General features: G+C 66.2%; 26 protein-coding genes. 16 read left to right on the top strand and 10 right to left on the bottom strand.

Annotated elements, in window-relative coordinates:
* Positions 1 to 216 precede the first annotated feature (216 nt).
* From norR to ISS20_RS02200, 5 genes are all read left to right on the top strand, one after another.
* Positions 217 to 1821, top strand: a complete 1605-nt coding sequence (norR, locus tag ISS20_RS02220) for a nitric oxide reductase transcriptional regulator NorR (protein WP_291433273.1) — start codon at positions 217 to 219, stop codon at positions 1819 to 1821.
* Positions 1822 to 1903: 82 nt separating this feature from the next.
* Complete coding sequence (locus tag ISS20_RS02215) at positions 1904 to 3103, top strand: threonine ammonia-lyase (RefSeq protein WP_291433271.1); 1200 nt, start codon at positions 1904 to 1906, stop codon at positions 3101 to 3103.
* A 76-nt stretch (positions 3104 to 3179) separates the two neighbouring features.
* Positions 3180 to 3326 carry a hypothetical protein gene (locus ISS20_RS02210; protein WP_291433269.1) on the top strand — a complete coding sequence of 49 codons (147 nt, stop codon included), beginning with the start codon at positions 3180 to 3182 and terminating at the stop codon, positions 3324 to 3326.
* A gap of 90 nt (positions 3327 to 3416) precedes the next feature.
* A complete protein-coding gene (queC, locus tag ISS20_RS02205) occupies positions 3417 to 4127 on the top strand; it encodes a 7-cyano-7-deazaguanine synthase QueC (protein WP_291433267.1) in 711 nt (236 codons plus the stop codon).
* 294 nt (positions 4128 to 4421) lie between these two features.
* A complete protein-coding gene (locus ISS20_RS02200; protein ID WP_291433265.1) occupies positions 4422 to 6293 on the top strand; it encodes a phosphoenolpyruvate carboxykinase (GTP) in 1872 nt (623 codons plus the stop codon).
* Positions 6294 to 6481: 188 nt separating this feature from the next.
* On the opposite strand, the gene ISS20_RS02195 is transcribed toward ISS20_RS02200, so the two are convergent.
* Complete coding sequence (locus tag ISS20_RS02195) at positions 6482 to 6922, bottom strand: hypothetical protein (RefSeq protein ID WP_056057089.1); 441 nt, start codon at positions 6920 to 6922, stop codon at positions 6482 to 6484.
* Between the two features lie 137 nt (positions 6923 to 7059).
* On the opposite strand from ISS20_RS02195, the gene ISS20_RS02190 reads away from it, so the two are divergent.
* From ISS20_RS02190 to ISS20_RS02170, 5 genes are all read left to right on the top strand, one after another.
* Complete coding sequence (locus tag ISS20_RS02190; protein ID WP_015012001.1) at positions 7060 to 8037, top strand: LysR family transcriptional regulator; 978 nt, start codon at positions 7060 to 7062, stop codon at positions 8035 to 8037.
* Positions 8038 to 8049: 12 nt separating this feature from the next.
* Entirely contained in the window at positions 8050 to 8895 is an 846-nt protein-coding gene (locus tag ISS20_RS02185) for a metallophosphoesterase (RefSeq protein ID WP_291433260.1), read from the top strand.
* 113 nt (positions 8896 to 9008) lie between these two features.
* The gene (locus ISS20_RS02180) at positions 9009 to 9431 is read left to right on the top strand and encodes a universal stress protein (RefSeq protein WP_015011999.1); all 423 of its coding nucleotides are present in this window, start codon (positions 9009 to 9011) and stop codon (positions 9429 to 9431) included.
* A gap of 191 nt (positions 9432 to 9622) precedes the next feature.
* A complete protein-coding gene (locus ISS20_RS02175) occupies positions 9623 to 10078 on the top strand; it encodes a fasciclin domain-containing protein (protein WP_291433257.1) in 456 nt (151 codons plus the stop codon).
* 55 nt (positions 10079 to 10133) lie between these two features.
* Positions 10134 to 11072: a fasciclin domain-containing protein gene (locus ISS20_RS02170; RefSeq protein WP_291433256.1), complete on the top strand. Its 939-nt coding sequence runs from the start codon at positions 10134 to 10136 to the stop codon at positions 11070 to 11072.
* Positions 11073 to 11173: 101 nt separating this feature from the next.
* Here the strand turns inward: ISS20_RS02170 and ISS20_RS02165 are convergent, their stop codons facing one another.
* Together ISS20_RS02165 and ISS20_RS02160 are read right to left on the bottom strand one after the other, a co-directional pair.
* The gene (locus ISS20_RS02165; RefSeq protein ID WP_291433255.1) at positions 11174 to 11797 is read right to left on the bottom strand and encodes a TetR/AcrR family transcriptional regulator; all 624 of its coding nucleotides are present in this window, start codon (positions 11795 to 11797) and stop codon (positions 11174 to 11176) included.
* A 115-nt stretch (positions 11798 to 11912) separates the two neighbouring features.
* Positions 11913 to 12824 (bottom strand): LysR family transcriptional regulator ArgP, encoded by a 912-nt coding sequence (locus ISS20_RS02160; protein WP_291433254.1) that lies wholly within the window; start codon positions 12822 to 12824, stop codon positions 11913 to 11915.
* A gap of 176 nt (positions 12825 to 13000) precedes the next feature.
* Here ISS20_RS02160 and ISS20_RS02155 point away from each other — a divergent pair, with 176 nt between their 5' ends.
* Together ISS20_RS02155 and ISS20_RS02150 are read left to right on the top strand one after the other, a co-directional pair.
* A complete protein-coding gene (locus ISS20_RS02155) occupies positions 13001 to 14338 on the top strand; it encodes a D-amino acid dehydrogenase (protein WP_291433252.1) in 1338 nt (445 codons plus the stop codon).
* Positions 14339 to 14386: 48 nt separating this feature from the next.
* Positions 14387 to 14962, top strand: coding sequence for an NAD(P)H-dependent oxidoreductase (locus tag ISS20_RS02150; protein ID WP_108497655.1), 576 nt, complete (start codon positions 14387 to 14389; stop codon positions 14960 to 14962).
* A gap of 44 nt (positions 14963 to 15006) precedes the next feature.
* On the opposite strand, the gene ISS20_RS02145 is transcribed toward ISS20_RS02150, so the two are convergent.
* Together ISS20_RS02145 and ISS20_RS02140 are read right to left on the bottom strand one after the other, a co-directional pair.
* Positions 15007 to 15783 carry a YdcF family protein gene (locus ISS20_RS02145; protein ID WP_291433248.1) on the bottom strand — a complete coding sequence of 259 codons (777 nt, stop codon included), beginning with the start codon at positions 15781 to 15783 and terminating at the stop codon, positions 15007 to 15009.
* Between the two features lie 39 nt (positions 15784 to 15822).
* Positions 15823 to 16614, bottom strand: a complete 792-nt coding sequence (locus ISS20_RS02140) for an alpha/beta hydrolase (RefSeq protein ID WP_291433246.1) — start codon at positions 16612 to 16614, stop codon at positions 15823 to 15825.
* Between the two features lie 104 nt (positions 16615 to 16718).
* Between ISS20_RS02140 and ISS20_RS02135 the strand changes: the two genes are divergently transcribed.
* Together ISS20_RS02135 and ISS20_RS02130 are read left to right on the top strand one after the other, a co-directional pair.
* Positions 16719 to 17240: a flavin reductase family protein gene (locus ISS20_RS02135; RefSeq protein ID WP_015011990.1), complete on the top strand. Its 522-nt coding sequence runs from the start codon at positions 16719 to 16721 to the stop codon at positions 17238 to 17240.
* Positions 17237 to 17827, top strand: a complete 591-nt coding sequence (locus ISS20_RS02130) for an MOSC domain-containing protein (RefSeq protein WP_291433245.1) — start codon at positions 17237 to 17239, stop codon at positions 17825 to 17827. Before ISS20_RS02135 ends, ISS20_RS02130 begins: the two co-directional genes overlap by 4 nt.
* 36 nt (positions 17828 to 17863) lie before the next feature.
* Here ISS20_RS02130 and yccS read toward each other — a convergent pair whose 3' ends face one another.
* The 4 genes from yccS to minC all read right to left on the bottom strand — a co-directional run bounded on the left by yccS (position 17864) and on the right by minC (position 22130).
* Complete coding sequence (gene yccS / locus ISS20_RS02125) at positions 17864 to 20062, bottom strand: YccS family putative transporter (RefSeq protein WP_291433243.1); 2199 nt, start codon at positions 20060 to 20062, stop codon at positions 17864 to 17866.
* A gap of 170 nt (positions 20063 to 20232) precedes the next feature.
* Positions 20233 to 20499: a cell division topological specificity factor MinE gene (gene minE / locus ISS20_RS02120; protein ID WP_015011987.1), complete on the bottom strand. Its 267-nt coding sequence runs from the start codon at positions 20497 to 20499 to the stop codon at positions 20233 to 20235.
* A gap of 3 nt (positions 20500 to 20502) precedes the next feature.
* Positions 20503 to 21321 (bottom strand): septum site-determining protein MinD, encoded by an 819-nt coding sequence (gene minD, locus ISS20_RS02115; protein ID WP_291433237.1) that lies wholly within the window; start codon positions 21319 to 21321, stop codon positions 20503 to 20505.
* Positions 21322 to 21365: 44 nt separating this feature from the next.
* Entirely contained in the window at positions 21366 to 22130 is a 765-nt protein-coding gene (minC, locus tag ISS20_RS02110; RefSeq protein WP_291433236.1) for a septum site-determining protein MinC, read from the bottom strand.
* Between the two features lie 171 nt (positions 22131 to 22301).
* Here minC and ISS20_RS02105 point away from each other — a divergent pair, with 171 nt between their 5' ends.
* On the top strand, positions 22302 to 23222 hold the full coding sequence (locus tag ISS20_RS02105) for a DMT family transporter (protein WP_291433235.1): 921 nt from the start codon (positions 22302 to 22304) through the stop codon (positions 23220 to 23222).
* Positions 23223 to 23246: 24 nt separating this feature from the next.
* On the opposite strand, the gene ISS20_RS02100 is transcribed toward ISS20_RS02105, so the two are convergent.
* Positions 23247 to 24410, bottom strand: coding sequence for a GGDEF domain-containing protein (locus tag ISS20_RS02100; protein ID WP_291433234.1), 1164 nt, complete (start codon positions 24408 to 24410; stop codon positions 23247 to 23249).
* 182 nt (positions 24411 to 24592) lie between these two features.
* Here ISS20_RS02100 and ISS20_RS02095 point away from each other — a divergent pair.
* The coding region (locus tag ISS20_RS02095; RefSeq protein ID WP_291433233.1) for a LysR family transcriptional regulator at positions 24593 to 24812 on the top strand (220 nt) is incomplete at its 3' end.

Here is a 24812-nt window from a genome sequence, read left to right as displayed (position 1 = left end):
AACAACAACGAAAGGGCGGCGCCAGCGTGCGCTGACGGCATGGGGTCGGGGTCTTGTGGTCATGGCTTTTCTGAACGAGTGAATCGGTGTCACTGCCCACATCGCAAGCGCCGGGCCAGGGTCGCAGACCTATCAAATCAACCACTTACACCAGTCATGGTTTTTTTGACCATCCCTTAATGGGGTTTAATTCACCCATTAAAGGTAAATATCACCATGGACGATAGCCCCCTGCTGGCCGACCTGGCCACCGACCTGCCCCAGGCCGTGCGCCTGCAGCGGCTGGCCGACCACCTGCGCACGCGCTTTCAATGCGGCGCCGTGGCCCTGCTGCAGCTGGAAGAAGACCACCTGCGCCCCGTGGCCGTGGAGGGCCTGGTGCGCGAGGCGCTGGGCCGGCGTTTTGCGGTCGGCCAGCACCCCCGGCTCGCGGCCATCCTGGCGCGGCGCGAGGTGACTTGCTTCGACCACGACAGCACCCTGCCCGACCCCTACGACGGCCTGCTCGACACCCTGGTGGGCGAGCCCCTGCCCGTGCACGACTGCATGGGCGTGAGCCTGTGGGTGGACGGCCAGCCTTGGGGTGTGCTGACGCTAGACGCACTGCAGACCGGCACCTTTGGCGCGGCCGCACGTGCCGCGCTGGCCGACTGCAAGGTGCTGGTGGAGGCGGCCGTGCGCATCTCGCGGCTGGAGCGAGAGGTGCAGGCGCTGCGCAGCGCCCCCCACACCCGCAGCGCCGACGACGAGCGCACCACCCGCGCGGGCGATGGCGACATGGAGATCGTTGGCCAGAGCGAACCCTTGCTGCGTCTGCTGCACGAGCTCACGGTGGTGGCGGGCTCGGACCTGCCGGTGCTGTTGCTGGGCGAAACCGGTGTGGGCAAGGAGCTGTTTGCACGCCTGCTGCACCGCCAATCCACGCGCCGAACCAAACCGCTGGTGCACGTGAACTGCGCGGCGCTGCCCGAGTCGCTGGCCGAGAGCGAACTCTTTGGCCACGTGCGCGGTGCGTTCTCCGGTGCGGTAGCCGACCGGCCCGGACGCTTCGAGGCGGCCGATGGCGGCACGCTGTTCCTTGATGAGGTGGGCGAGCTGCCGCTGGCCGTGCAGGCCAAGCTGCTGCGAACGCTGCAGAACGGCGAGATCCAGCGCCTGGGCGCCGACCGCCCGCGTCGCGTGGATGTGCGCGTGATCGCCGCCACCAACCGCAATCTGCGCGAGCAGGTGCGCGACGGTGCATTCCGCGCCGACCTGTACCACCGGCTGTCGGTGTACCCCGTGCCTATCCCGCCGCTGCGCGAACGCGGCAACGATGTGCTGCTGCTCGCGGGCCGGTTTCTCGAGCTGAACCGTGCGCGCCTGGGCCTGCGCAGCCTGCGCTTGTCTGCCAGCGCACAGGACGCACTGCGCCGCTACCCTTGGCCGGGCAACATCCGCGAGCTGGAGCATGTGGTCAGCCGCGCCGCCCTCAAGGCCCTGAGCCGCGGCGTGAACCGGGCCGACATCGTGACGCTGGAGTCTGCGCTGCTCGACCTGGATGCCGACGCCGCCAGCGTGGCCCATAACCCTCCGGACGCCGGCACCCCCGCAGTGGCCACCACTTCGCCCACCCCCGCCACCGCCGAGGGCCCGCTGCGCGACGCCGTAGATGCCTGCCAGCGGCACACCATCACGCAGGCCCTCGCCCGCCACCATGGCAACTGGGCCCAGGCCGCGCGTGCGCTGGAGGTGGACGCGAGCAACCTGCACAAACTGGCGCGCAGGCTGGGCCTCAAATATGCAATCAAAATTGATAGCATTCAGCGCATGAATTTCTAGCGCTTGCGGCACTTTTCATTCATTTTCTTGCCCGGCACCCGCTACGGTGCTCCACCGGCCCGCGTTGCGCCACAATCGGCCCATGCTGACCCTCCAAGATATCCGCGACGCCGCCACCCGCCTGCAAGGCCAGGTGCTGGACACTCCTTGTGTGGAATCCAAGACGCTCTCGCAGATCGTGGGCGCGCAGGTGTTCCTCAAGTTCGAGAACCTGCAGTTCACCGCCTCCTTCAAGGAACGGGGCGCCTGCAACCGGCTCACGCTGCTGACGGACGAGGAGCGCGCAAGGGGTGTGGTGGCCATGAGCGCCGGCAACCACGCGCAGGGCGTGGCGTACCACGCGCAGCGCCTGGGCCTGCGCGCCGTGATCGTGATGCCGCGCTTCACGCCCGGCGTGAAGGTGGAGCGCACGCGCGGTTTTGGCGCCGACGTGGTACTGCATGGCGACACTCTGGAGGAAGCCCGCGCCCACGCCTATGCACTGGCCGATGCGCAGGGGTTGACCTTTGTGCACCCGTATGACGACGAAGGCGTGGCCGCCGGCCAGGGCACGCTGGGCCTGGAGATGCTGCAGGCCGTGCCCGACCTGGACACCCTGGTGATTGCCGTGGGCGGCGGCGGGCTGATCTCGGGTGTGGCGACGGCGGCCAAGGCGATCAAGCCCGGCATCGAGGTCATCGGCGTGCAGACCATGCGCTTCCCGGCCATGGTGAATGCGGTGAAGGGCACGCACCACCCGCAGGGCACCTCCACCATTGCCGAGGGCATTGCGGTGGGCACGCCGGGCAAGATCACGCAGGAGATCGTCAAGCGCCTGGTCGACGATCTGGTGCTGGTGGACGAAGGCGACATCGAACAGGCCGTGCTGATGCTGCTGGAGATCGAAAAGACCCTGGTCGAAGGCGCAGGCGCCGCAGGCCTGGCCGCGCTGGTGCGTTACCCCGAACGCTTCAAGGGCAAGCGCGTGGGCCTGGTGCTGTGCGGCGGCAATATCGACCCGCTGCTGCTGGCCGCGATCATCGAACGCGGCATGGTGCGCTCTGGGCGCCTGGCGCGCATCAAGGTCAGCGCGCGCGATGTGCCCGGCGTGCTGGCGCGCATCACCGCCACCGTGGCCGACGCGGGTGCCAACATCGAAGAGGTGCACCACCAGCGCGCCTTCACCATGCTGGCCGCGCAGAACGTGGAGATCGAACTGGTGCTGCAAACCCGCGGCAAGACCCATGTGGATGAGGTGCTGACGCAGTTGCGCACGGCGGGCATGCAGGCCGATCTGATCTGAGGGACAGCAGGGTTTTGCGCCCTGAAGGGACAGTCGCAGCTAGAATTGCGCAAGTTTTAAGCATCTGGAGCCCACCATGTCTGACCACAACACCTCGCACGCCCCCGCCACGCCATCCAACGACCCCGTGGAAAACGTCGTTTCCGTGATGCCCGTGGTGCTGCCAGTGGTGGGCGGCATCATGATGTTCCTGCTGGCGTTCATCGCCGTAATGATGGCCTGACCGCTCCGGCGGCCATCGCACCAGCCCCGCAGAGCGGGGCTTTTTTTCGTCCCGCACCACCCCTATCCCCGTCTGACCTGGAGAACCCCCATGAGACCCGGACACGCACTCGTCCTTTTTTCTGGAGGCCAGGACTCCACCACCTGCCTGGCCTGGGCGCTGGAACACTTTGCCCATGTCGAAACCATCGGGTTTGACTACGGCCAGCGCCACCACATCGAGCTGCAGGCACGGCAGACGGTGCTGTCATCGCTGCGTGCACAGTTCCCGCACTGGGCGGCCAAGCTGGGGGATGACCACATGCTCGACCTGTCAGTGCTGGGCCACATCAGCGACACGGCGCTGACCAGCGACACCGAGATCCAGATGACCGCCGCCGGCCTGCCCAACACGTTTGTGCCCGGGCGCAACCTGCTGTTCTTCCAGCTGGCTGCTGCCGTCGGCTACCGGCGTGGCCTGCACACCCTGGTGGGCGGCATGTGCGAGACCGATTTTTCGGGCTACCCCGACTGCCGTGACGACACGCTCAAGGCGCTGCAGGTGGCGGTGTCGCTGGGCATGGGGCAGCGTTTCACCTTCGACACCCCACTCATGTGGCTGGACAAGGCCGAGACCTGGGAACTGGCCCGAACCCTGGGTGGGCAGGCGTTGGTCGATCTGATCGTGAACGACTCGCACACCTGCTACCACGGCGTGCGCGACACGCTGCACGCCTGGGGCTATGGCTGTGGCACCTGCCCGGCGTGCGCGCTGCGCAGGAGCGGCTACGAGCGGTGGAAGGGCAATTCGGCCAGCCTTTGATGGAACGGAGCGGACAAAGTCATGCATAACCTCATGTTTTTTTTGCATGGTTTTGACCCCTGTCTGACAGACAAACCGGCGGCAGATTCATAAAATTGACATCCCAGCCGACCCGCGGAATCCGTGGAACTAGCCTCCACCCGTGGGGCTGACACACGCTCCCGCCCGCCGACTGAGCACGAAAGCCGTTTTTTCAAAGGCAGCGCTCAGCACCGCAACTGCGCCAGGCCTCGCCGTGACCCGCCCGGTCCGCTTCCTTTGAAAAAACGTTTTTTCAACTTAGGAAGCTCCCCGATGAACGCACCCACGATGCAGGGCCTGAATCTCAACGCCCCCGCTTACGTCAAAAACGCTCGGTTGCTCGCCTGGGTGGCCGACATGGCCGCCCTGTGCAAACCCGACAGCATCTACTGGTGCGATGGCTCCAAGGAAGAGTACGACCGCCTGTGCCAGCAGCTGGTCGACGCTGGCACCTTCAAGAAGCTCAACCCCGCCAAGCGCCCTGGCAGCTTTCTGGCCTGGTCCGACCCGTCGGACGTGGCCCGTGTGGAAGACCGCACCTACATCTGCTCGGCCGCCAAGGAAGACGCCGGCCCCACCAACAACTGGATGGCTCCCGCCGAAATGCGCGCCACGCTGCAGCCGCTGTTTGACGGCTGCATGAAGGGCCGCACCATGTACGTGGTGCCCTTCAGCATGGGCCCGCTGGGCAGCCACATCGCCCACATCGGCGTAGAACTGACCGACAGCGCCTACGTGGCCGTGAACCAGCGCCTGATGACCCGCATGGGCAAGGCCGTGTACGACGTGCTGGGCGTGGAAGGCGAATTTGTGCCCTGCATGCACACCGTGGGTGCCCCCCTGGCCGAAGGCGAAAAGGACACGACGAGCTGGCCCTGCAACCCCAAGGTCAAGTACATCGTCCACTACCCAGAAACGCGCGAGATCTGGTCGTACGGCTCGGGCTATGGCGGCAATGCGCTGCTGGGCAAGAAGTGCCTGGCACTGCGCATCGCCTCCACCATGGGCCGCGACCAAGGCTGGCTGGCCGAACACATGCTCATCCTGGGCGTGACCAACCCCCAAGGCAAGAAGTACCACGTGGCAGCGGCCTTCCCCAGCGCCTGTGGCAAGACCAACTTCTCGATGCTGGTGCCGCCCGAAGCCGGTTTTGCCGGCTGGAAAGTCACCACCATCGGTGACGATATCGCCTGGATCAAGCCCCATGCCGACGGCAAGATGTACGCCATCAACCCCGAGGCGGGTTACTTTGGCGTGGCCCCCGGCACCAACATGCACACCAACCCCAACTGCATGCGCAGCCTGGACAAGGACGTGATCTTCACCAACGTGGCCCTGACGGACGACGGCGACGTGTGGTGGGAAGGCATGGAAAAGGACACCGGCAAGCTGCCCGACCATTTGATCGACTGGCAGGGCAAGGACTGGACGCCGCAAATCGCCAAGGAAACTGGCGCCAAGGCCGCCCACCCCAACTCGCGCTTTACGGTGGCCGCCACCAACAACCCCGCGCTCGATGCGCAGTGGGACGACGCCAGTGGCGTGGCGATTGACGCGTTCATCTTTGGCGGCCGTCGCTCCACCACGGTGCCGCTGGTGACCGAAGCCCGCACCTGGACCGAAGGTGTGTACATGGCAGCCACCATGGGCAGCGAAACCACCGCCGCCGCCTTTGGCGCCCAGGGCGTGGTACGCCGCGACCCGTTCGCCATGCTGCCCTTCTGCGGCTACAACATGAGCGACTACTTCCAGCACTGGCTCAACATGGAAGGCAAGATTGCCGCCACCGGCAAGACGCCGCCCAAGGTGTTCTGTGTGAACTGGTTCCGCAAGGACGAGGGGGGCAAGTTTGTGTGGCCTGGCTATGGCGAAAACATGCGCGTGCTCAAGTGGATGATCGACCGCATCGAAGGCCAGGCCCCAGGCCAGGAAACCATGTTCGGTGTGGCTCCGCAGTACGCAGAGATCAACTGGACGGGTCTGGATTTCAGCGCCCAGCAGTTCCAGGCAGTCACCAGCATTGACAAGGCGGCCTGGGCCGAAGAGTTCAAGCTGCACGATGCGCACTTCGAACAGCTGGCCTACCACCTGCCAAAGGCGCTGCTCGATACCAAAGCGCAGCTGGAAAAGCGTTTGGCCGCCTGACACTGCAGCGTTCAATCAAGGAAGCTGACCATTCAAAGCCGTCCCGCTCTTGCGGGGCGGCTTTTTTTTGCTCCTGGGGGCACTGCAAGAACACCACCGAACGGGACACAACGGGGCATAAAAAAAGCCGTGGCATTTGCCACGGCTTCGAATCGGCTTAGCTGCGCAGCGTGCGCTGCGCGGATGCTTCAGTAGTATTTGCGAATGCTGTTCACCGTGGGGATGCCCATGGCATGGTTCAGTTCAGCCATGATCCGGGGATCCTTCAAGGCGACTTGCCAGGTGCGCTGATCTTCGGCAGCGCGGCGGCGGCTTTCAGCCCATGCCAGCGCAGTACCGCGCAGCGCAACACCGGCGCGGCGGGCGGGGCTGGTCAACAGGGCCAGGGCCGCAAAGGCCACGAGCCACAGCACCATCCAGGCAGCCAGCAGGTGGCCTTCGGTCCAGGTGTCGATGACCTGGTTGGCCACCACCAGCAGCGCGGAGACCACGGCGGCCAGCAGCAAGGAGGCTGCGCCACGCGCGCCGTCAAAGTGGGCGGCAGCGCTCTTCAGGGCGGCGGCTGCGTTTTCGGCGCGGACAACGCCGGGGTGTTCGGTGGGGTACTCAACGTGTGCAAAGGCGGTCATTTCGGTTTCCCTTTTCTAACGCTTGTGGCGAGATTGCCGGGCGATGGGGTGATATTAGGGTTTACCCTTTGCATGTTCAAGTTTATATTTTGAATCATTGATATTCATGCCAGTGATGAATATGCTCTTGGGTCACCATGACTCCCTTGAACTTCCGCTCCCTGGACCTGAACCTGCTGCGCGTCTTTGACGAGGTGATGGCCGAGCGCAGCCTTACCCGGGCGGCACACAAGCTGTCCATCACCCAGCCGGCCGTCAGCAACGCCATGCGGCGACTGCGCGACGTGGTGGGCGACGAACTGGTGGTGCGCAGTGGCCAGGGCGTGGAGCCGACGCCGCGTGCACTGGCACTGTGGCCGCCCGTGCGCGAGGCCCTGGCCCATTTGCAGGAGTCCCTGGCGCCAGGGCACTTTGATCCGGCAACGGCCGAGTCCACCTTTGTACTGGCCATGGCCGATGCCACGGCGGCGACGCTGGTGCCCGCCCTGGTGGAGATCATCGAACGAGAAGCCCCCGGCATCTCCATCCGCGTGCTGCCTCTCACCACGCGCGACCCCCGGCGCCTGCTGGAAGAAGAGGCGGCCGACATGGCCGTGGGCTACTTTCCCGCTGCGCTGGCCGACCTCACGGCGCGGGCGCAATCGGGCGGCGTGGTGGCCTTTGAAAGCCGCCGGCTGTACGACGGCGAGTACGTGTGCGTGATGCGCCAGGGCCACCCTTTGGCCGACGCCCCCCTGACGCTGGACACCTACTGCGCAGCGCGGCACATGCTGGTGAGTTTTTCGGGGCGCCCTTTCGGCTTCATCGACGAAGCCCTGGCGTCGCTGGGCCGCGAACGCAAGGTGGTGATCACAGTCAACCAATTCTTCACGGCCGGGCGGGTGGTGTCGGGCTCGGACCTGCTGACAGTGCTGCCGCGCCACTTTGTCCCGGTGACCGGCATTGCCGACGCCCTGGTGCAAAGGGCACTGCCGCTGGACGTACCCGCTGTGCACGTGGACGCCCTGTGGCGCCGGCGTGGCCCGCAGCAGGCCGCGATGACCTGGCTGCTGCAAGCTCTGGCGCGCTCGGCGCGACGCACCTTCCCGGGGCAGGATCTGCACGGTACGCCGTAGACTGCACGACTGATGAACATCCAGCTTTTGTCCGACCTCCATCTGGAGGCGCACCCGCACTTTGTGCCTGAACCCGCCCCTGGCGCCGACGTGCTGGTGCTGGCGGGGGACGTTGGCTCCTACCAGCAAGGCTCGCAACTGGGCGACGACGACTTCGGCCTGGCCCGGTTTTCGCCCCTGCCCCAACATGCTGCCTGGCCGACACCCGTGCTGTTTGTGCCGGGCAACCACGAGTACGACGCCCAGGACTTCGATGCCGCTCATGTGCGGCTGCGCCAGACCTGCGACCGCCTGGGCATTGCGTGGCTGGAGCGTGAAACCCTGGTGCTGCAGGGCACGCGTTTTGTGGGCACCACGCTCTGGAGCGACTTTGATGCACTGGCCGACCATGAGGGCGCCACCGACCTCACGCGCAGGCTCAAGCTGCGCGACAAGGCTTTTCGCGCGGCCAATTTTTACCTGCGCAAGACAGGCGGCACGCGCGATGCAGAGCCATTTCTGGCCGAACCCATGCGCGAGCAGGCGCTGGCCTGCCAGCAATGGCTGCGCGATGTGTTGCAGCAGCCTTTTGACGGCACCACCGTGGTCGTGACCCACTTTGCACCCAGCCTGCGCAGCGCTGATCCCCGCTATGGCTTGGTGCCAGGCACAGCGGGGTTTTGCAATGCGCTGGATGACCTGCTGATGTACACCCCGCTGTGGCTGCATGGCCACCTGCATGCGCCCAGCGACTACACCGCCCAGGGCAAGCGCAGCGACGGATCCGCCTGGCAGTGCCGGGTGGTGGCCAACCCGCTGGGTTATGCGCGCAAGGGAGAGCAGGTGGCTTTTCAGCCGCGCTGCGTGGTCACCGTATGATGGCCATGCAGTTCGTACGAATTCGCCACGCGCCGGACAAAACAACATGACCCAGGTCAAGACAACAGGCGCCAGCGCAGAGTAGTCTGCCTCATCCCTTTTCGGAGAACACCATGAACATCCTGCTTGCTGTCGATGGCAGCGCTTACACCAAGAAGATGCTGGCCTATCTGGCCACCCACGAAGAGCTGCTGGGCGGCACCCACACCTACACCGTGCTGACGGTGCAGGCCCCTCTGCCCCCGCGCGCGCGCGCTGCGCTGGGCAAGGAAGTGGTGGACAACTACCACGCCGAAGAAGCCGAAAAAATCCTCGCCCCCGTGTGCAAATTCCTGGGTCGCCACGGCGTGGATGCCAAGCGCAGCGTCAAGGTGGGCGCGGTGGGCGAGACCATTGCCAAGGTGGCAGACACCGGCAAGTTCGACCTGCTGGTCATGGGCTCGCACGGTCACGGCGCCATCGCTACGCTGGTGATGGGCTCGGTGACCACCCAGGTGCTCGCCCACAGCAAGGTGCCGCTGCTGATCGTTCGCTGAACGCACGGGTCCACGGCGCACAACTGCGCAACACCCACCAAAAAGCCCTGCCTTGCAGGGCTTTTTTTCATTTCGTTACGACCAATCAGTTATTGAATAACCAAACGGTTTACTTTCGTACCAAATGGTTATACATTCGCGCCACGCCCATCTTGGCGTGTCAATTCCATCGAAACCGAGAGGAACGACCCATGAAGAAGACCCTGATTGCACTCGCTCTGACCGCTGGCGCCACCTTCAGCGCCATGGCGCAAGACATCGTTGACACCGCCGTGAAGGCGGGCAACTTCAAGACCCTGGTGGCCGCCGTGCAGGCTGCCGGTCTGGTGGACACCCTCAAGGGCCCCGGCCCGTTCACGGTGTTTGCGCCCACTGACGAAGCCTTCGCCAAGATCCCCAAGGCCACGCTGGATGGCCTGCTGGCCGACAAGGTAGCACTCACCAAGGTGCTGACATACCACGTGGTGCCCGGCAAGGTCATGGCCAAGGACGTGAAGGCCGGCAAGGTCAAGACCGTGCAGGGCCAAGAGATCACCGTGTCCACCAGCATGGGCGTGATGGTGGACCAGTCCAAGGTGATAGCAACCGATGTGGCCGCCAGCAACGGCGTGATCCATGCGATCGACACCGTGCTGATGCCCAAGTAAGCGCACCGCACCACAGCTCTTTTCATCCACCATCCATTCACGAGGAGAAGCCGCCATGAACACCATATTCAATCGCCGTACCGTCCTGATGGCAGCCGCCCTGGGCGCCAGCACCACCCTGCTGCAAGCCTGCGGGGGCAGCGACGACGAGCCCCAGCGCAACATCGTTGAGCTCGCACAAAACACCCCGGAGCTGAGCATCCTGGTCGAGGCTGTGGTCGCCGCTGGCCTCGCGCCTACGCTGAGCACGGGTACGCTCACCGTGTTCGCGCCCACCAACGCAGCGTTTGCTGCATTGCTGACCGAACTGGGCGTGACCAAGGAAGCGCTGCTGGCCAACAAGCCCCTGCTGACCGCTGTGCTTACCTACCACGTACTGGGCAGCAAGGTGATGCGGGCCGACGTGCCGCTGGGCAAGGCGATCACCCCGGTGTCGGGTGGCTTCTTCAAGATCGAATCGAACAACGGCCTCAAAATCACCGATGGCCGAAACCGCGTGAGCACCGTCACCAGCACCGACATCCAGGCCAGCAATGGCGTGGTGCATCTGGTGGACAAGGTACTGTTGCCCGCCGACAAAGACATCGTTGCCACAGCGTCTGCCCTGCCTGACTTCAGCATCCTCGTGGAGGCCGTCGTGGCTGCTGGCCTGGTAAGCACGCTGCAGGGCGCAGGCCCATTCACCGTGTTTGCGCCCACCAACGCGGCTTTTGCAGCCCTGTTGACCGAGCTGGGTGTCACCAAGGAAGCGCTGCTGGCCAACAAGGCCCTGCTGACCCAGGTGCTGACCTACCACGTGGTGCCCGCGCGCGTGCTCAAGGCCGAAGTGCCCGTCAATACCGCCATCACCACCGTGCAGGGCCAAACGTTCACCATCAACTCCAGCCTCGTGATCACCGACCAGAACATGCGCACCAGCAAGATCGTGGCGGCCGACGTGTTCACCAAGAATGGCGTGATCCACGTGGTGGATAAGGTGATCTTGCCCAAGTGACAGGACCGCAGGTGCTGCCCGGCTACCGGCGCAGCACCCACACAGCAAAAAGCCCGGCATGCCGGGCTTTTTTATGGGTGCGGCTTATCGGGCCACCAGGCTCAACGCGCCGCCAGGCCGTCAAAACAGGTGCGCACCACCAAGTCCACGATTTCGGCGTCTGAATACTGGCCGCCTTCCTTGAGGAAACTCACCACCGGGTCGCAGGCACGCGCATACAGGGTGTACAGCACCACCAGAGGTGGCAGCGTGGGGCTGATCACGCCCTGGGCCTGGGCCTGGGTGATCCATTCGCCGATCTGGTCGCTCACGGCCACCAGTCCGTTCAGGTAGTCCTTGTTGGCCATCAGCACGGCACGCAGCGTGGAATTGCGGCTGGGCAGCAGGGGCATCTCGTTGGTCAGCAGGCGCTCCAGCGACCAACGCACCAGCGCATGCAGCTTCTCCAGCGGAGGCATGTCGGCCGGCAAGCCCGCCAGATAGGCCTGGACGCGCCCGAGGATCTGCACCATCGCGGCGCTGCACAGCTCTTCCTTGCTGCAGAAATGCTTGTACAGGCTGGCCTTGGCAATACCCACGGCGTTGGCCACGTCGTCCATGGTCATGGCGTCGAAGGCCTTTTCACCCAGCAGGCGGCAGGCGGACTGGAGGATGGCATCCTCGCGGGCCTGGTGCATCTGCTCCTTGAATGAGACTTTGGGTTGCGGCGTTTGCATGGAGTCCATTTTATACATTACGGTAAAAAAATAAATGACTAAGTTGCAATGCAACTACGTCGTTCACGTTTTTGCCAGCACAAACCGTGCCTTGCACCCCGCCGCCGGGAAACAGGAGCCCGTGTCAGGACACCAGGGCCTGGGCGGCCGCGCCCGTCAACGCTGCCGACAACGCATCCAGCAGCTCGGACTCCAGGTTCCAGCAATGCCAGTAGAGCTGGATCGGGAGCGAACGCCCGGGGGCCAAGTCCACCATGCTGCCGTCAGCCAGCGCCTGCCGCGCCATCAGCTCGGGCATCACCCCAACGGCCCAGCCCGCCGCCACCGCACGCATCTGTGCCTCGGAGCCTGGCACAAACAGATGGTTGAGCGCCACGCGCTTGAGCCCGAACGCACGCGCGACAAACTCCGCCGCCATGTCGTCTTTGCGGTTGAACGACAAAAACGACACCTCGCGAAAGTTGTGCGGCGTGAGTCCTTGCGGCAGGTACTGCTGCGCGTAACTGGCCGACGCTACCGCCACATAAGGCATGGCACCCAGCGGCACCATCTTGCAGCCACGCAATGCCTGCTTGAGCGTGGTCACGCAGCCCAGCACCTGGCCCGAGCGCAGCCATTCCTGCGTGAAGTCCTGGTCGTCCACGATGATTTCGAGCGGCAGGCGCTGGCGCACGAGGTCGTGCAGCGCGCCCATGGCCCAGGTGGCAATGCTGTCGGCGTTGATGGCAATCGATATGCGCTCGTCCTCGCGCGAGCCCCCTGGTGCGCTGGGCGCCAGCTCCTGCAGATCGCGCTCCAGGTCGGCGCGCAGCAGCCGCATCTGCTTGGTGTGCTTGAGCAGCAACTGCCCCGCCGACGTGGGCCGCAGCGGGCGGCTGCGCACGATGAGCACCGAGCCCACCTGCGCCTCCAGCGCGCGCAGGCGCTGCGAGACGGCCGACTGCGTGACGTTCAGGCGCTGCGCGGCGCGCTCGAAGCCGCCCTCTTCGACGATGGCGGCAAGGCATTCCAGGGCGGCGGGATCGTAGGTGCTCATGGTCTCGGACTCGAACAAAAGAGGGTTGTCTCCGCAGCGCTATTCATTAGGTGCGCTGATGTTTTTGGAGTAAGTTTAATTTTGCTTTTAGTTGAATGCAATGTCGCGCACACTGCGCCCCATCGTGTCCCGCACTGGGGCGTGTGGCACGCAAAGGCTCACAAGGCATTCCGCATATGAAAACCATTGTTCTCGGCGCCGGCATCATCGGCATCAGCACGGCGTGGCACCTGCTGGAACGCGGTCACGAAGTCATCGTGATCGACCGCCAGCCCGATGCAGCACTCGAAACCAGTTTTGCCAACGCGGCACAGATCTCGGTGAGCTACTGCGAGCCCTGGGCCAACCGCGAGGCGCCGCTCAAGGCGCTCAAGTGGATGTTCGACAAGGAAGCGCCGCTGCTGTTTCGCCCGCAGATGGACTGGCAGCAATGGCGCTGGGGCCTGCAGTTCCTCGCGCAGTGCAACGACGCGGCGTTCGAGCGCAATGTGCAGCAGATTGTGGCGCTGGGCGCCTACAGCCATGCCGCGCTGAAGGACCTGGTGAAAACCACGGGCATCGAATACAACCGGCTCGAACGCGGCATTGCCCACTTCTACACCGACCAGAAATCGTTTGACGCCGCAGGCCATGCGGTGGAGCTGATGCGCAAGCACGGTGTGCAGCGCCGTCTGGTGAGCCGCGACGAGCTGCTGCAGATCGAACCGGCCTTCAAGGCCTACGGCGACAAGATCACCGGCGGCACCTACACCAACACTGACGAGAGCGGCGATGCGCGTGTGTTCACGCAGGAACTGGCCCGCCGCTGTGCGGCACGCGGCGTGCAGTTCCTGTACGGCCACGATGTGCTACGGCTGAACAAGATTGGCAATGCTATTGATTCTGTAGCTGTCATGCCAAATTCCACTAGCGCAAGCGGCAAAAAAGACTTCATATTGAAGGCGGACGCCATTGTGGTGGCCTGTGGCTCGTACAGCGCACCGCTGCTGCGCAGCGTGGGCGTGGACCTGCCCATCTACCCGGGCAAGGGCTACAGCGCGACCTTCCCGCTGCTCAGGCCCGAGGGCGCGCCCATGGTCTCCACCATCGACGACGGCAAGAAGATCGCCATGAGCCGCCTGGGCAACCACCTGCGCGTGGCGGGCACCATCGAGCTCAACGGCTGGGACCTGACACTCGACAGCTCCCTGGCCCGCGCGCGCTGCCACATGCTCTCGCGCCGCATCGAGGCCATCCTGCCCGGTGTGTGCGACACCCGCACGCCCGAGGAAGGCGGCAACCCGCAGTACTGGACCGGCCTGCGCCCCGCCACGCCCACCAACATCCCGTTCATCGGCCGCACCCGCGTGGGCAAGCTCTGGGTCAACGCGGGCCACGGCACGCTGGGCTGGACACACGGTGCAGGCTCGGGCAAGGCCCTGGCCGAACTGATCAGCGGCGAGCAGCCTGCGATGAACTTTGGTTTTCTGGGTGCCGAAGCCGTGCGCGCGCCGCGCGGTGTGGTCCCGGCCTGAGGGACGGCGCCCACCCAGCGCCTGCAGACACGGGCCGGTGCCGCTACGATGCCGGCCATGTCTGCACCCCACTACCTCTTCCTCACCACCTCCACCCGCGAACCCGGCCACCTCGGCAACACCGAATGGCTGGCGCGGCAGGCCGCAGCGGCCCTGCCTGCGGGCACGGAGCAAACGTGGCACCACCTCGCACGCATGCAGTTGCCGCCCTTTGTGGACCAGCGCCACACCACCGGCACCTACGCACCGCCCGAGGGGGACATGAAAACCCTGCTGGACGCCACGCTGGCGGCCAGCCACATCGTTTGGGTGGCGCCGGTGTACTGGTACAGCATTCCCTCGCCGCTCAAGACGTACCTTGACCACTGGAGCGCCTGGATGCGTGTGCCAGGCCTGGACTTCAAGGACGCCATGGGCCGCAAGACGCTGTCGCTCATCACCACCAGCGGCGACCGCACCAAGGCCCAGCCCATGATCGATTCGGTGGCGCTGTGCGCGCAGTTCCTGTCCATGACGTGGGGCGGCGCACTGTGGGGCAAGGGCGGCCCCCCGGGCGCCGTGCAGGCCGATGCGCAGGCGGTGGAGGCAGCCAGCCGCTTCCTGGTCACACCCGCTGCAGGCTGATCTCAGAGCCTGTGGACGATCCGCAGAGGATCGTCAACGAGCTCTCAGCGGTCCAGCGAAGCACGCTGGGCCACTATGCCGAGCCACTCGTGCAGCGCCAGGCTGCTGTCGGACAGGGCCGAGGCGCGGGGCAGCACGCGATAGAGCTTGCGTGACGGCCCCCCTTTGAAGCCCATGGGCGCAGGCAGCACCTGCAGCCCGGCGTGTTCAAAGTCCTTCGCCGCCCGAACCATGTGCCAGCCGTGGGTGACGAGCGCAATGCGCTCGATGCCCGAGGCCTTGAGCAGGACAGCCGATTTTTCGGCGTTGTTGCGGGTGTCGAGGGATTCCACTTCGGTCCAGCGCACGCGGCCCTTGAACTCCCGCTCCACCACGTCCTTCATCACCAGGGCCTCGGCCCGTGTGCCGCCCGTGGAGCCCCCCGTGGCCAGGATGGGCAGGCCGGTCTGCTGCTGCAGGTAGGCGGCATAGCGAACCCGCTCGCGCGCGCCCCGGCTGAGCACGTCCACACCGTATTCGGGCGCCACGGTGTCGGCGCCGCCACCCAGCACCACGATGGCCTGCACCTTCGCCTCGGGCAACTGGCGCGGCGTGACCGCGGGGTAGCGCTCCAGGCTGCGCACCAGAGCGTCCGACACCGGCGGCCAGGACAGTACCAGCACCGACAGCAGCGACAGCACCACCAGCGTGTTGCCGGTGCGGCGGTGGTAGCGCGCCAACCACAGGCCAAACAGCGCCAGCACGATGCTGGATACCGGCGGCAACAGCAGCGCAGACAGAATTTTCTTGAGGGCAAACAACATGGAGAAGGCAGCGTTCATGCCCGGGCGCGGCGGCCGGGCGAGCCAAGATCAAAAGGGTCAGTGCAGCGTGCGCCGCTGGGCCAGAAAATCGAGCAGCGCAGCGTCAAACCCCTCGGGGTCTTCCAGCTGGGGCCAATGCCCCACATGAGGCAGCAGCACCGTCTGCGCATCCGGCAGCACCTGGGCCAGGGCCTGCAAGGCCGCAGGTGGTGTGCAGCGGTCCTGCTCGCCCCCCACCAGCAACACGGGCATGGCCAGGTGCGCGAGCGCGGCGGCGTCCCGGTCAAACGTGGGCAGGGCCTCCAGCGCACGGCGATAAGCGCCCGGAAACACCTGGCCCAGCGCGTGGCCCGCCAACCGCACGCCTTCGGGCAGGGCCCCGGTGCCGATGCACTGTGGCACCAGGGTCTGGGCCAGTTGCTCCATGCTGCCGCCCGCGTCCAGGGCCTTGAGGGCCTGCTCGCGCGGTGCCACCCAGTCTTGCACGGCCTGGGCGTCCAGCGCCGGGCCGCCCGCGCACAGCACCATACGGCGCACCCGCGAGGCATCACGCACGGCGGCTTCCAGCGCCACCATGGCGCCCATGCCATGACCCACCAGGGTGACGGGGCCGCAGCGCAGCGCATCGATCAGCGCCAGGCAGCTTTGCGCCAGCGCCTTGAAGGTGTAGGGCTCCACCGGTGCGCTGCGGCCATATCCGGGCATATCCCAGGCCACGGCACGGTAGCCGGCCATTGCCAAGGTCTCCACCTGGGGCGCAAAGGTGAGGTGGTCGCCATCGGCATCGTGCAGCATGAGCACGGTGGGGCCGGAGCCCAGGGTGGTGAAGGTCGGGAACAGTGCAGCCATGCGGTGAAAAGCAGAAGTAAACCCCGCAACAGCGCAGCGGAGGGTGGCGCCTGATAATAGGTCCTGTTGCTTGCCCCCACGCCGCCACCGCTGGCGCCGCTTTTGTGAACCCATCGCTCCCCCGCCCCGCCCTCGCCCTGCCGCCGAGCTTTTCGACCCGCGAATTCCGCAATGCGCTGGGCATGTTCGCCACGGGCGTGACCATCGTGACCGCCCGCAATGCCGCGGGCGAACTGGTGGGGCTTACGGCCAGCTCGTTCAATTCGGTGTCACTGGAGCCCCCGCTGGTGCTGTGGAGCCTGTCGCACGGCGCCAGCACCATGCCGGCCTTTGCCAACGGCTCGCACTACGCCATCCATGTGCTGGCAGCGGACCAGAAAGACCTGGCCGAACGGTTCGCCACCCGCGGTATTGACCGCTGGGCCGGCCTGGAGCACCGCCCCGGTATCAGCGGTGCGCCGCTGCTGGCCGGTGCCGCCGCCACGTTCGAGTGCTTCAACCGCAGCCAGTACAAGGAGGGTGACCACACCATCTTTGTGGGCGAGGTGGAGCGCTGCGAGCACCGCGAGGGCGCGTCGCCCCTGCTGTACCACGGCGGCAAGTTCTACACCGAGCACCCGCTGTGACGGCGCCCGTCATCGTCGTACGCCACGTGAACGTCGGCTCCGCCCGACGGCTGAAGGTGGGCGAACGGTCCGTGCTCACCGCCATCGGCAAAACATCCTCCACCGGCCCCGTGGCCGTGGGCCCGCTGGGGCTGGCGGGCGACGAGCAGGCCGACCTGAGCGTGCATGGCGGCCTGGCCAAGGCGGTGTATGCCTACCCCGCCGCCCACTATGCGTTCTGGCAAGCGCAGCGCCGCGACCGGGGCGTGAGCCTTTTCGACGAGGCGCTGCCACCAGGCTTCATGGGCGAGAACCTCACAATCGACGGCCCGCTGGAACACGAAGTGTTTGTGGGCGACGAGTGGCATTTCCCAGACTGCGTGCTGCGCGTCACGGCACCGCGCGAACCCTGCTTCAAGTTCAATGCCGTGATGGGTTTTGCCCAGGCTGGCCGCGCCATGGCAGTAGCGGGTTGCTGCGGCTACTACCTGGCGGTGGACCGGCCCGGCACGATTGCCGCCGGGCAGACCGCCACACTGGTCGCAGGGCAACGCGGGCTCAGCATTGCACAGGCTTTTGCGGGCAAGTTCGCCAAGCACGCGCGTTGAACCGCTGCGACAGCCCCCGGGCACTGCGCGCTTCCCCTATTCCGTAGTCACCAGCTGACGCGCCTGCGCCTGCAGCTGCGGGAACACCTTGCCCACCAGCTGCAGCTGCGCCGCCATAAGGCTGTGCGCGCTGGGCGCTGCCGGTACCGTGCCCCACTCGCGCAGCACCTGGGCCACCGCTGGAGCGCTGTGGGCCTTGCGCACCCGGCCTGACTGCTGCGCGCGTTCCAGCTCCAGCGCCAGCTGCTGCAGGGATGCCAGCAGGCTTTGCGCCAGCTCGCGTGTGGCCTCGTCCATGGGCTGGGCGGCCGCACCACCTCGCTGGGCACCCAGGGCCGACAGGTAGTTGAGCTGGGTGTGCGACAGGCACAGGAAATTTCCCACCACCTCAGCGTTGCCACGCACATGCAAGGGCTCCTTGAGCATGGCACTGTACGAATTGGACAGCGCGGCATCGGCGTTGTGGGCATTGCGCCGGGCCAGGCGGTAGGCCAGGTGGTCGCATTTGCCCCCCTGGTACTGCGCCAGGATCTCCCGCAGGTACAACGCCTGGGTCTGCAGCACCTGGGCCGCCAGCCGGGGCCAGTGGCGCGACTGCCACGACGGCAGCACCAGCCACGAGGCCACGGCCGCGATCAGGCAGCCCACCACGGTATCGAGCAGGCGCGCGGAGATCACGCCGCTGGCCGCGCCCATCTGGTGAAAGCTGAGCAGCAACAAGGTGGTGACCGCCGCCGTGGCCAGGGTATAGCGGGTGTGCCGCGCCCCAAAAAACACCGCGCCCCCCAGCACCAGCAAGGCGGCCTGCACCAGCTCGCCCGGAAACAGCTGGATCACCGCCCACCCCAGCGCAAGCCCCATGGCGGTGCCCTTGGCGCGCTCCATCAGCCGCGTCTGCGTGGCCGCGTACTGCGGCTGGCTCACGAACACGATGGTCAGTAAGATCCAGTATCCATGCGGGTCGGCCGTGGCCTGCATGAGGGCAAAACCCGCCATGAGGGACAGGCTCAGCCGCAGGCTGTGGCGCAGCCAGGGAGACTGCAGCTGCCAGTGTGATCGCAGGCGTGTCCAGGCATCGCGCAGGCTGCGGGGCTCCCGGTCAAACAGTGCGTGGTCCACCGCCACTTCGGCGTTGCCGGCTGGCAGCGCCAGCGCACTGGCAAACACCCCGGCCAGCGCCGTCAGGTTGTCGCCCAGCGCATGCAGCGACCGCAACGCCCGGGCCTCAGCGGGTGCGGACACGACACCGCTGGACTGCGCCTGGGACTCCAGGTGCGCCACAGCGGCCTGCATGTCCTCGATGGCGCGGGCCGTCACGCCCCAATGCTGGGGCACGGACTGCGCCTCGATCGCCACCGACAGCTTGAGCGCCTGTTCACCCAGCAGCGTGAGCACGCGCTGGCAGCGGTACAGCACATCGCTGTGAAAGAACGACTGGGCCAGCAGGTCGTAGTGCTCGTGCGACGAACTCACGCGCTCGTGCACGTCCTGCGCCGCCAGGTACTGGTGCATGGCCGTTTGCAGCCACAGCGGGGGGGCGCCGGCACCCATGCGGCTGATCAGGCTCTCCTTGGTGGCGTTGAGGGCGTCCACCACGCGGCCGTTGTGCAGTGCCAGCGCCATGCGGCGGCGCTCCAGGTCCACATCCCGCACCGGCTCCAGCAACAGCGCCTTCAGGCGCAGGTATTCGCCCAGCATGGCGTAGAGCTTGGCGAGGCGGTAACGCACCGGCGCACGCGGCAGCACGGCATGCCACAGCACCGACACCACCCCGTACCAGGCCGCACCCGCCAGCATGCGGGGGATGGCGTCACCCGCGCCCGCACGGCTGCTGTGGGCGGCCAGCCCCGCATAGATGAACAGGATGAGCGAGCCAAAGGCAATGGCGCGGTAGCGCTCGCTCAGTGCCCCCAGCATGGTGATGCCGAAGGCCAGCAGCGCCATCACGCCCATCAGCACCCAGGGCCAGGACACCGCCGCCCAGACTGCCCCCGCCATGAGGCCAAAACACGCCAGCGCCAGGCACTGCGCCCGCAGGCGTCCGCGCCAGCTGTCGTCGGTTTCGGTGAGCGCGCTGGCGATCACCCCCAGCAGCACCGGCATCAGCTCGGCCTGCCAGTCGGCCCACCAGCCATAAGCCAGCACGGCGGCCAAGGCCACCAGGGCACGCGCGCCGCGCGTGACGCCTTCATGGTTGCGTGCGCGCTGCCAGCTGAGTTTCCAGGTTGTGTCCACAGGAGCCTTATTGCCGAAATATCAGGGATTACCCTAGTACGGTTAGCAATTGTCAGGCCAAATCAGACGGAGCCGGCCCAAAAAGAAACCCTGCCGCGCAGGGTTGCGGGGCAGGGTCTGGGGCGATGCCGGGGCACGATGGGAGTGCGTGGCCCGGCGGCAGTGGCGGCCTATCGCACGGTATCGGGCAGCTCGATCTTGACTTCCAGCACTTCCAGGTTGTCCTGGCGTTCCAGGTGCACCTTGAGGTCGTCGGGGTTGATCTTGACGTACTTGGAGATCACCGCCACCAGCTCGCGCTGCAGCGCGGGCAGGTAGTCGGGCTCGGACGCATTGCGGCCGTTGCGCTCGTGCGCCAGGATGATCTGCAGCCGCTCCTTGGCAACGCTGGCGGTTTTTTTCTTCTCGCCGAGCAGGAAGGACAGGAAAGAAGCCATGGCTTATTTGCTCCCGAACAGGCGTTTGAAGAAGCCTGGCTTTTCCGCATCAATGAAACGCAGCGGCTTGTCGGTGGCACCCAGGAAGCGGTCGATCACGTCCTTGTAGGCCTCGGACACATCGGTGCCCTGGGCATGGATGGCTGGGGTGCCCTGGTTGGACGACTGCAGCACCACTTCCGACTCGGGGATCACGCCGATCAGCTTGATGCGCAGGATGTCCTGGATGTCTTCCAGGCTCAGCATCTGGCCGTCCTGCACACGGCTGGGGTTGTAGCGGGTGATGAGCAGGTGCTCCTTGATGGGCTCGCCGCCTTCGATGGCGCGCTTGGTCTTGCTGCCCAGCATGCCCAGGATGCGGTCGGAGTCGCGCACGCTGGAGACTTCGGGGTTGGTCACCAGCAGCGCCTCGTCGGCAAAGTGCATGGCCATGAGCGCGCCGCTCTCGATGCCGGCGGGCGAGTCGCAGACGATGTACTCGAAACCCATCTCTGCCAGGTCCTTGAGCACCTTTTCCACGCCGTCTTGCGTGAGCGCGTCCTTGTCACGCGTCTGGCTGGCGGCCAGCACGAACAGGTTGTCGCACTGCTTGTCCTTGATGAGCGCCTGGTTCAGGTTGGCCTCGCCGTGGATCACGTTGATCAGGTCGTACACCACGCGGCGTTCGCAGCCCATGATGAGGTCCAGGTTGCGCAAGCCGACGTCAAAGTCGATCACGGCGGTCTTGTGGCCGCGCAGGGCGAGGCCGGTGGCAAAGCTGGCACTGGTGGTGGTCTTGCCCACGCCACCCTTGCCGGCGGTCACGACGACGATTTTGGCCATGTGTTGCTGATTCTCTGTGGGGTTGGTACGAATAGGGGAAAAGGTCAGGCCAGCGGCTCGATGAGGAGCTTCTCGCCGTCGAGCCGCACCTGGGCCGGCTTGCCGCGCACATCGGTGGGCAACTCGGTCTCGGTGGTGCGGTAGATGCCTGCGATGGAGACCAGTTGTGGCTCCAGGCAGGTCGAAAAGATGCGGGCTTCGGTGTTGCCCCGCGCACCGGCAATCGCGCGGCCACGCAGCGGCGCATAGACGTGGATGTTGCCGTCGGCAATCACCTCGGCGCCAAAGCTCACCACGGCCATCACCACCAGATCGGCGCCGCGCGCATACACCTGCTGACCCGAGCGCAGGGGCTTGTCCACCACCACGGTGCCGGGGCCGGGCATGGGCACTTCGCGCACCACTTCCACCTCGACCTCGCGGATCACCTCACGCACCACTTCCTGCACCGGCGCTGGCGCCTCGGTGCGCGCAGGGGGGGCATCGGGTGCTGCGGCCAGGCCTGCGGCGCGCGCAGCCTCCATCTGGGCAGTGCTGCCGCCGCGCACGGCCACAGGCAGGGTGTTGTGCTCGCGCAGCGCGGCTGCGATGGCCGCAAAGTCGATGGGTGCTTCGGCCTCACGCACAGGCGCCAGGTCGATCAATACGGGGTCGTTGTCAAAAAAGCCCGGGGCATCGGCCACACGCTCGGCCAGATCGGCTGCGAACTGGGCGGCGTCGGTGGTCTTGAGCAGCACCGCCACCACCGGCAGCGAGGCGCTCTTGAGGTCAAAGCTGGAGCGGGACTGCGCCGCCGTCGTAAGGGCCATGAGGGAGGTAGTGAAAGGAGCGCGGGAACCTGTTTCAGAAGGCGCAAAGTGTACCGTGGGCCTGTGTAAGCGTCCGTATGCGCATTTTCGGCATTCACAGCGGACTGCAAGGAGGTCAGCGGATGCACCCAGGCGACCGGCAGACCCAGCGCGCCCTTTGATAATGCGCCGATGCCCTCCACCCGCAAAACACACATCGACGCCCTCGCCATCTCCCTGCTGCTCGCCTGCTGCATGTTCTGGGGCTTCCAGCAGGTGCTGGTCAAGGCCACGGTGGCCGAAGTGGCGCCTGTGTTCCAGGCGTTTGTGCGCTTTGCGCTGGCCACGGTGGCCGTGGCGGCCTGGTGCCTGTGGCGTGGCGTCAGTCTTGCCAGCACGGGCGAGCCCGCCGGGGCCACACGCGCCGGGCTGCTGGCGGGGGCGCTGTTTGCAGGCGAGTTCGCGTGCATCTACCTGGGCCTGCAGTACACCACCGCGTCGCGGCTCACGGTGTTCTTGTACGCGTCGCCCTTTTGGGTGGCGCTGCTGTTGCCGCGCTTCATCCCCGGGGAGCGCTTGCAGGGCTGGCAGTGGCTGGGCCTGGCAGCGGCATTTGTGGGCGTGGGGCTGGCGCTGGGCGACGGGCTGCTGGGCCATGCCAGCACGGCGCTGCCACAAGGCTGGCTGGGAGATCTGCTGGGGCTGGCTGCGGGCCTGATGTGGGCGCTGACCACGGTGGTCATCCGCACCACGCCGCTGGCGCGTGTGGCGCCTGCCAAGCAGCTGCTGTACCAGGTGGGCGTGAGCACAGCAGTGCTGCCGCTGCTGTCTCTGGGCCTGGGCGAGGCGTGGGTCTGGCAGTTCAGCGGCTTTGCCTGGGGCTCGCTGCTGGTGCAAGCGCTGGTGGGGGCGTTTGTGAGCTACTTGGCCTGGATGTGGATGCTCGCGCACTACCCGGCGACCAAGATCTCGGTGTTTGTGTTCCTCACGCCGGTGTTTGCGCTGCTATTTGGCGCGCTGTGGCTGGGTGAGCCCGTGACGCCCGGGCTGGTAGCGGCACTGGTACTGGTGGCGACGGGGATTGTGCTGGTGAACCGGCGGCCTGCGGGCTGAGGCCCTGCGACCTGTGCAGCAGCCCTATCGCCATTCGACGCGGTTTCTGCCCGCGTTCTTGGCGGCGTACAGCGCCTCGTCGCTGAGTCCGATCTGCGCGTCCAGGGCCCGGGGGGAATCGTCTGGAATGCCGGCGTGCACGCCGACGCTGAGGGTGATCGGCACCATGGCGTTGGCCAGCCGCACGGGCGGCGACTCGATGGCCTTGCGCACATGCTCTGCCAGGCGCAGAGCGCCGGCTTGGTCGGTGGCAGGCAAGACCGCCAGAAACTCTTCTCCGCCATAGCGGGCGACCACGTCGGCCTGGCGCAGCCGCTGGCGAATGCGCAGCGCCACTTCGCGCAGCACGGCGTCTCCGGCCAGATGGCCATAGGTGTCGTTGACGCGCTTGAAGTGGTCGATGTCCAGCATCAGGAAAGCCAAAGGTTCCCCCTGGCGCCGAGCGCGCGCGCCCAGCGCTGGCAGCAGGTCTTGCAGGGCACTGCGGTTGTACAGACCGGTGAGGCTGTCGTGCGTGGCCAGGGCGTGCTGCTGCTCCAGGGCGAATTCCATCTGCATCAGCACAAAGCCCATGCTGTTGACCAGCAGAACGGCCATCACCGCGAAATAGGTCAGCCCCTGCACCTGGCCCGGCACGTTGTAGACGGCATCCCAATCCGACGCCCACACCATGTAAGCGGTGCGCACGACCAGCGTGAGCACCAAGCCCGCGCAGCCGGCAATCAGGACCCAGCGGCCCGTCAGGCGCCGCTCGACCAGCGCGGGGCCCCAGGCCTGGTACAGCAACATGCCGGCCATCACGCTCTGGATGCCGGCAACCAGGATGTTGCGCCAATGGTCGTCCCGCATGAACCACAGCACCACCACCATGTTGACGGCAAGCGGCAACCACACCAGCGCCGAGCGCACAGGCTGCGCGCGGTGCCGCTGAAACGACGCGATCGCCAGCGTGTGCAGCACCAGCGTCAGGCCGCTAAGCAGGTTGGTTGCCAGGATCGACACTTCGGTCCAGCCGAATGCCCGCAGGCCGAACGCCGGGTAGGACAGCGCATTGACCACCAGCCCCAGCCCCCACAACGCCAGCCCCCGATGCAAGCGGGCACGCAGGGCCACAAACACAATCGGCAGCGCCTGGGCGGTCGCAGCGGCCATGGTGGCGGCCAGCAAAGTGGCAAGGTCGAGCGTCATGGGCAAGGTGCAGGGGTGGGGCGAACCGCTGGCAGAGGCGGCGTGGGCCATTCGATCCAGGCAGTCTAATGCGCGCCGGGCTGGGATACCTTGATCCGACAAGGCCACAGGGCGCTTTGGCAGCCTGCACCGCTGCGGCAGCAACCGCAGAGTGCCCAACCCCGCATGTGAAAATCCCCCGCATGCCACCCCGCCTGCCTCCGCTGAACGCCGTCCGCGCCTTTGCGGCGGCAGCGCGGCACCAGAGCTTTACGCACGCCGCGCTGGAGCTGCACGTCACCCACAGCGCCATCAGTCGCCAGATCAAGGCGCTGGAGGCCCACCTGGGCGTGGACCTGTTCGAGCGCAAGACCCGGCAGGTGCTGCTCACCGCGGCAGGCCACCAGTTCCATGCGCAGGTCG

The sequence above is a fragment of the Acidovorax sp. genome, assembly GCF_016783915.1.
Lineage (GTDB): Bacteria > Pseudomonadota > Gammaproteobacteria > Burkholderiales > Burkholderiaceae_C > Acidovorax.
Note: the sequence above shows the minus strand (reverse complement) of the source record. Positions and strands in the feature narration are given on the sequence as shown.

What these genes read in the sequence shown, in the direction of transcription:
- norR (WP_291433273.1), top strand. Translation starts at nt 217, where the DNA reads ATGGACGATAGCCCCCTGCTGGCCGACCTGGCCACCGACCTGCCCCAG.
- ISS20_RS02215 (WP_291433271.1), top strand. Translation starts at nt 1,904, where the DNA reads ATGCTGACCCTCCAAGATATCCGCGACGCCGCCACCCGCCTGCAAGGC.
- ISS20_RS02210 (WP_291433269.1), top strand. Translation starts at nt 3,180, where the DNA reads ATGTCTGACCACAACACCTCGCACGCCCCCGCCACGCCATCCAACGAC.
- queC (WP_291433267.1), top strand. Translation starts at nt 3,417, where the DNA reads ATGAGACCCGGACACGCACTCGTCCTTTTTTCTGGAGGCCAGGACTCC.
- ISS20_RS02200 (WP_291433265.1), top strand. Translation starts at nt 4,422, where the DNA reads ATGAACGCACCCACGATGCAGGGCCTGAATCTCAACGCCCCCGCTTAC.
- ISS20_RS02195 (WP_056057089.1), bottom strand. Translation starts at nt 6,922, where the DNA reads ATGACCGCCTTTGCACACGTTGAGTACCCCACCGAACACCCCGGCGTT.
- ISS20_RS02190 (WP_015012001.1), top strand. Translation starts at nt 7,060, where the DNA reads ATGACTCCCTTGAACTTCCGCTCCCTGGACCTGAACCTGCTGCGCGTC.
- ISS20_RS02185 (WP_291433260.1), top strand. Translation starts at nt 8,050, where the DNA reads ATGAACATCCAGCTTTTGTCCGACCTCCATCTGGAGGCGCACCCGCAC.
- ISS20_RS02180 (WP_015011999.1), top strand. Translation starts at nt 9,009, where the DNA reads ATGAACATCCTGCTTGCTGTCGATGGCAGCGCTTACACCAAGAAGATG.
- ISS20_RS02175 (WP_291433257.1), top strand. Translation starts at nt 9,623, where the DNA reads ATGAAGAAGACCCTGATTGCACTCGCTCTGACCGCTGGCGCCACCTTC.
- ISS20_RS02170 (WP_291433256.1), top strand. Translation starts at nt 10,134, where the DNA reads ATGAACACCATATTCAATCGCCGTACCGTCCTGATGGCAGCCGCCCTG.
- ISS20_RS02165 (WP_291433255.1), bottom strand. Translation starts at nt 11,797, where the DNA reads ATGGACTCCATGCAAACGCCGCAACCCAAAGTCTCATTCAAGGAGCAG.
- ISS20_RS02160 (WP_291433254.1), bottom strand. Translation starts at nt 12,824, where the DNA reads ATGAGCACCTACGATCCCGCCGCCCTGGAATGCCTTGCCGCCATCGTC.
- ISS20_RS02155 (WP_291433252.1), top strand. Translation starts at nt 13,001, where the DNA reads ATGAAAACCATTGTTCTCGGCGCCGGCATCATCGGCATCAGCACGGCG.
- ISS20_RS02150 (WP_108497655.1), top strand. Translation starts at nt 14,387, where the DNA reads ATGCCGGCCATGTCTGCACCCCACTACCTCTTCCTCACCACCTCCACC.
- ISS20_RS02145 (WP_291433248.1), bottom strand. Translation starts at nt 15,783, where the DNA reads ATGAACGCTGCCTTCTCCATGTTGTTTGCCCTCAAGAAAATTCTGTCT.
- ISS20_RS02140 (WP_291433246.1), bottom strand. Translation starts at nt 16,614, where the DNA reads ATGGCTGCACTGTTCCCGACCTTCACCACCCTGGGCTCCGGCCCCACC.
- minE (WP_015011987.1), bottom strand. Translation starts at nt 20,499, where the DNA reads ATGGCTTCTTTCCTGTCCTTCCTGCTCGGCGAGAAGAAAAAAACCGCC.
- minD (WP_291433237.1), bottom strand. Translation starts at nt 21,321, where the DNA reads ATGGCCAAAATCGTCGTCGTGACCGCCGGCAAGGGTGGCGTGGGCAAG.
- minC (WP_291433236.1), bottom strand. Translation starts at nt 22,130, where the DNA reads ATGGCCCTTACGACGGCGGCGCAGTCCCGCTCCAGCTTTGACCTCAAG.
- ISS20_RS02105 (WP_291433235.1), top strand. Translation starts at nt 22,302, where the DNA reads ATGCCCTCCACCCGCAAAACACACATCGACGCCCTCGCCATCTCCCTG.
- ISS20_RS02100 (WP_291433234.1), bottom strand. Translation starts at nt 24,410, where the DNA reads ATGACGCTCGACCTTGCCACTTTGCTGGCCGCCACCATGGCCGCTGCG.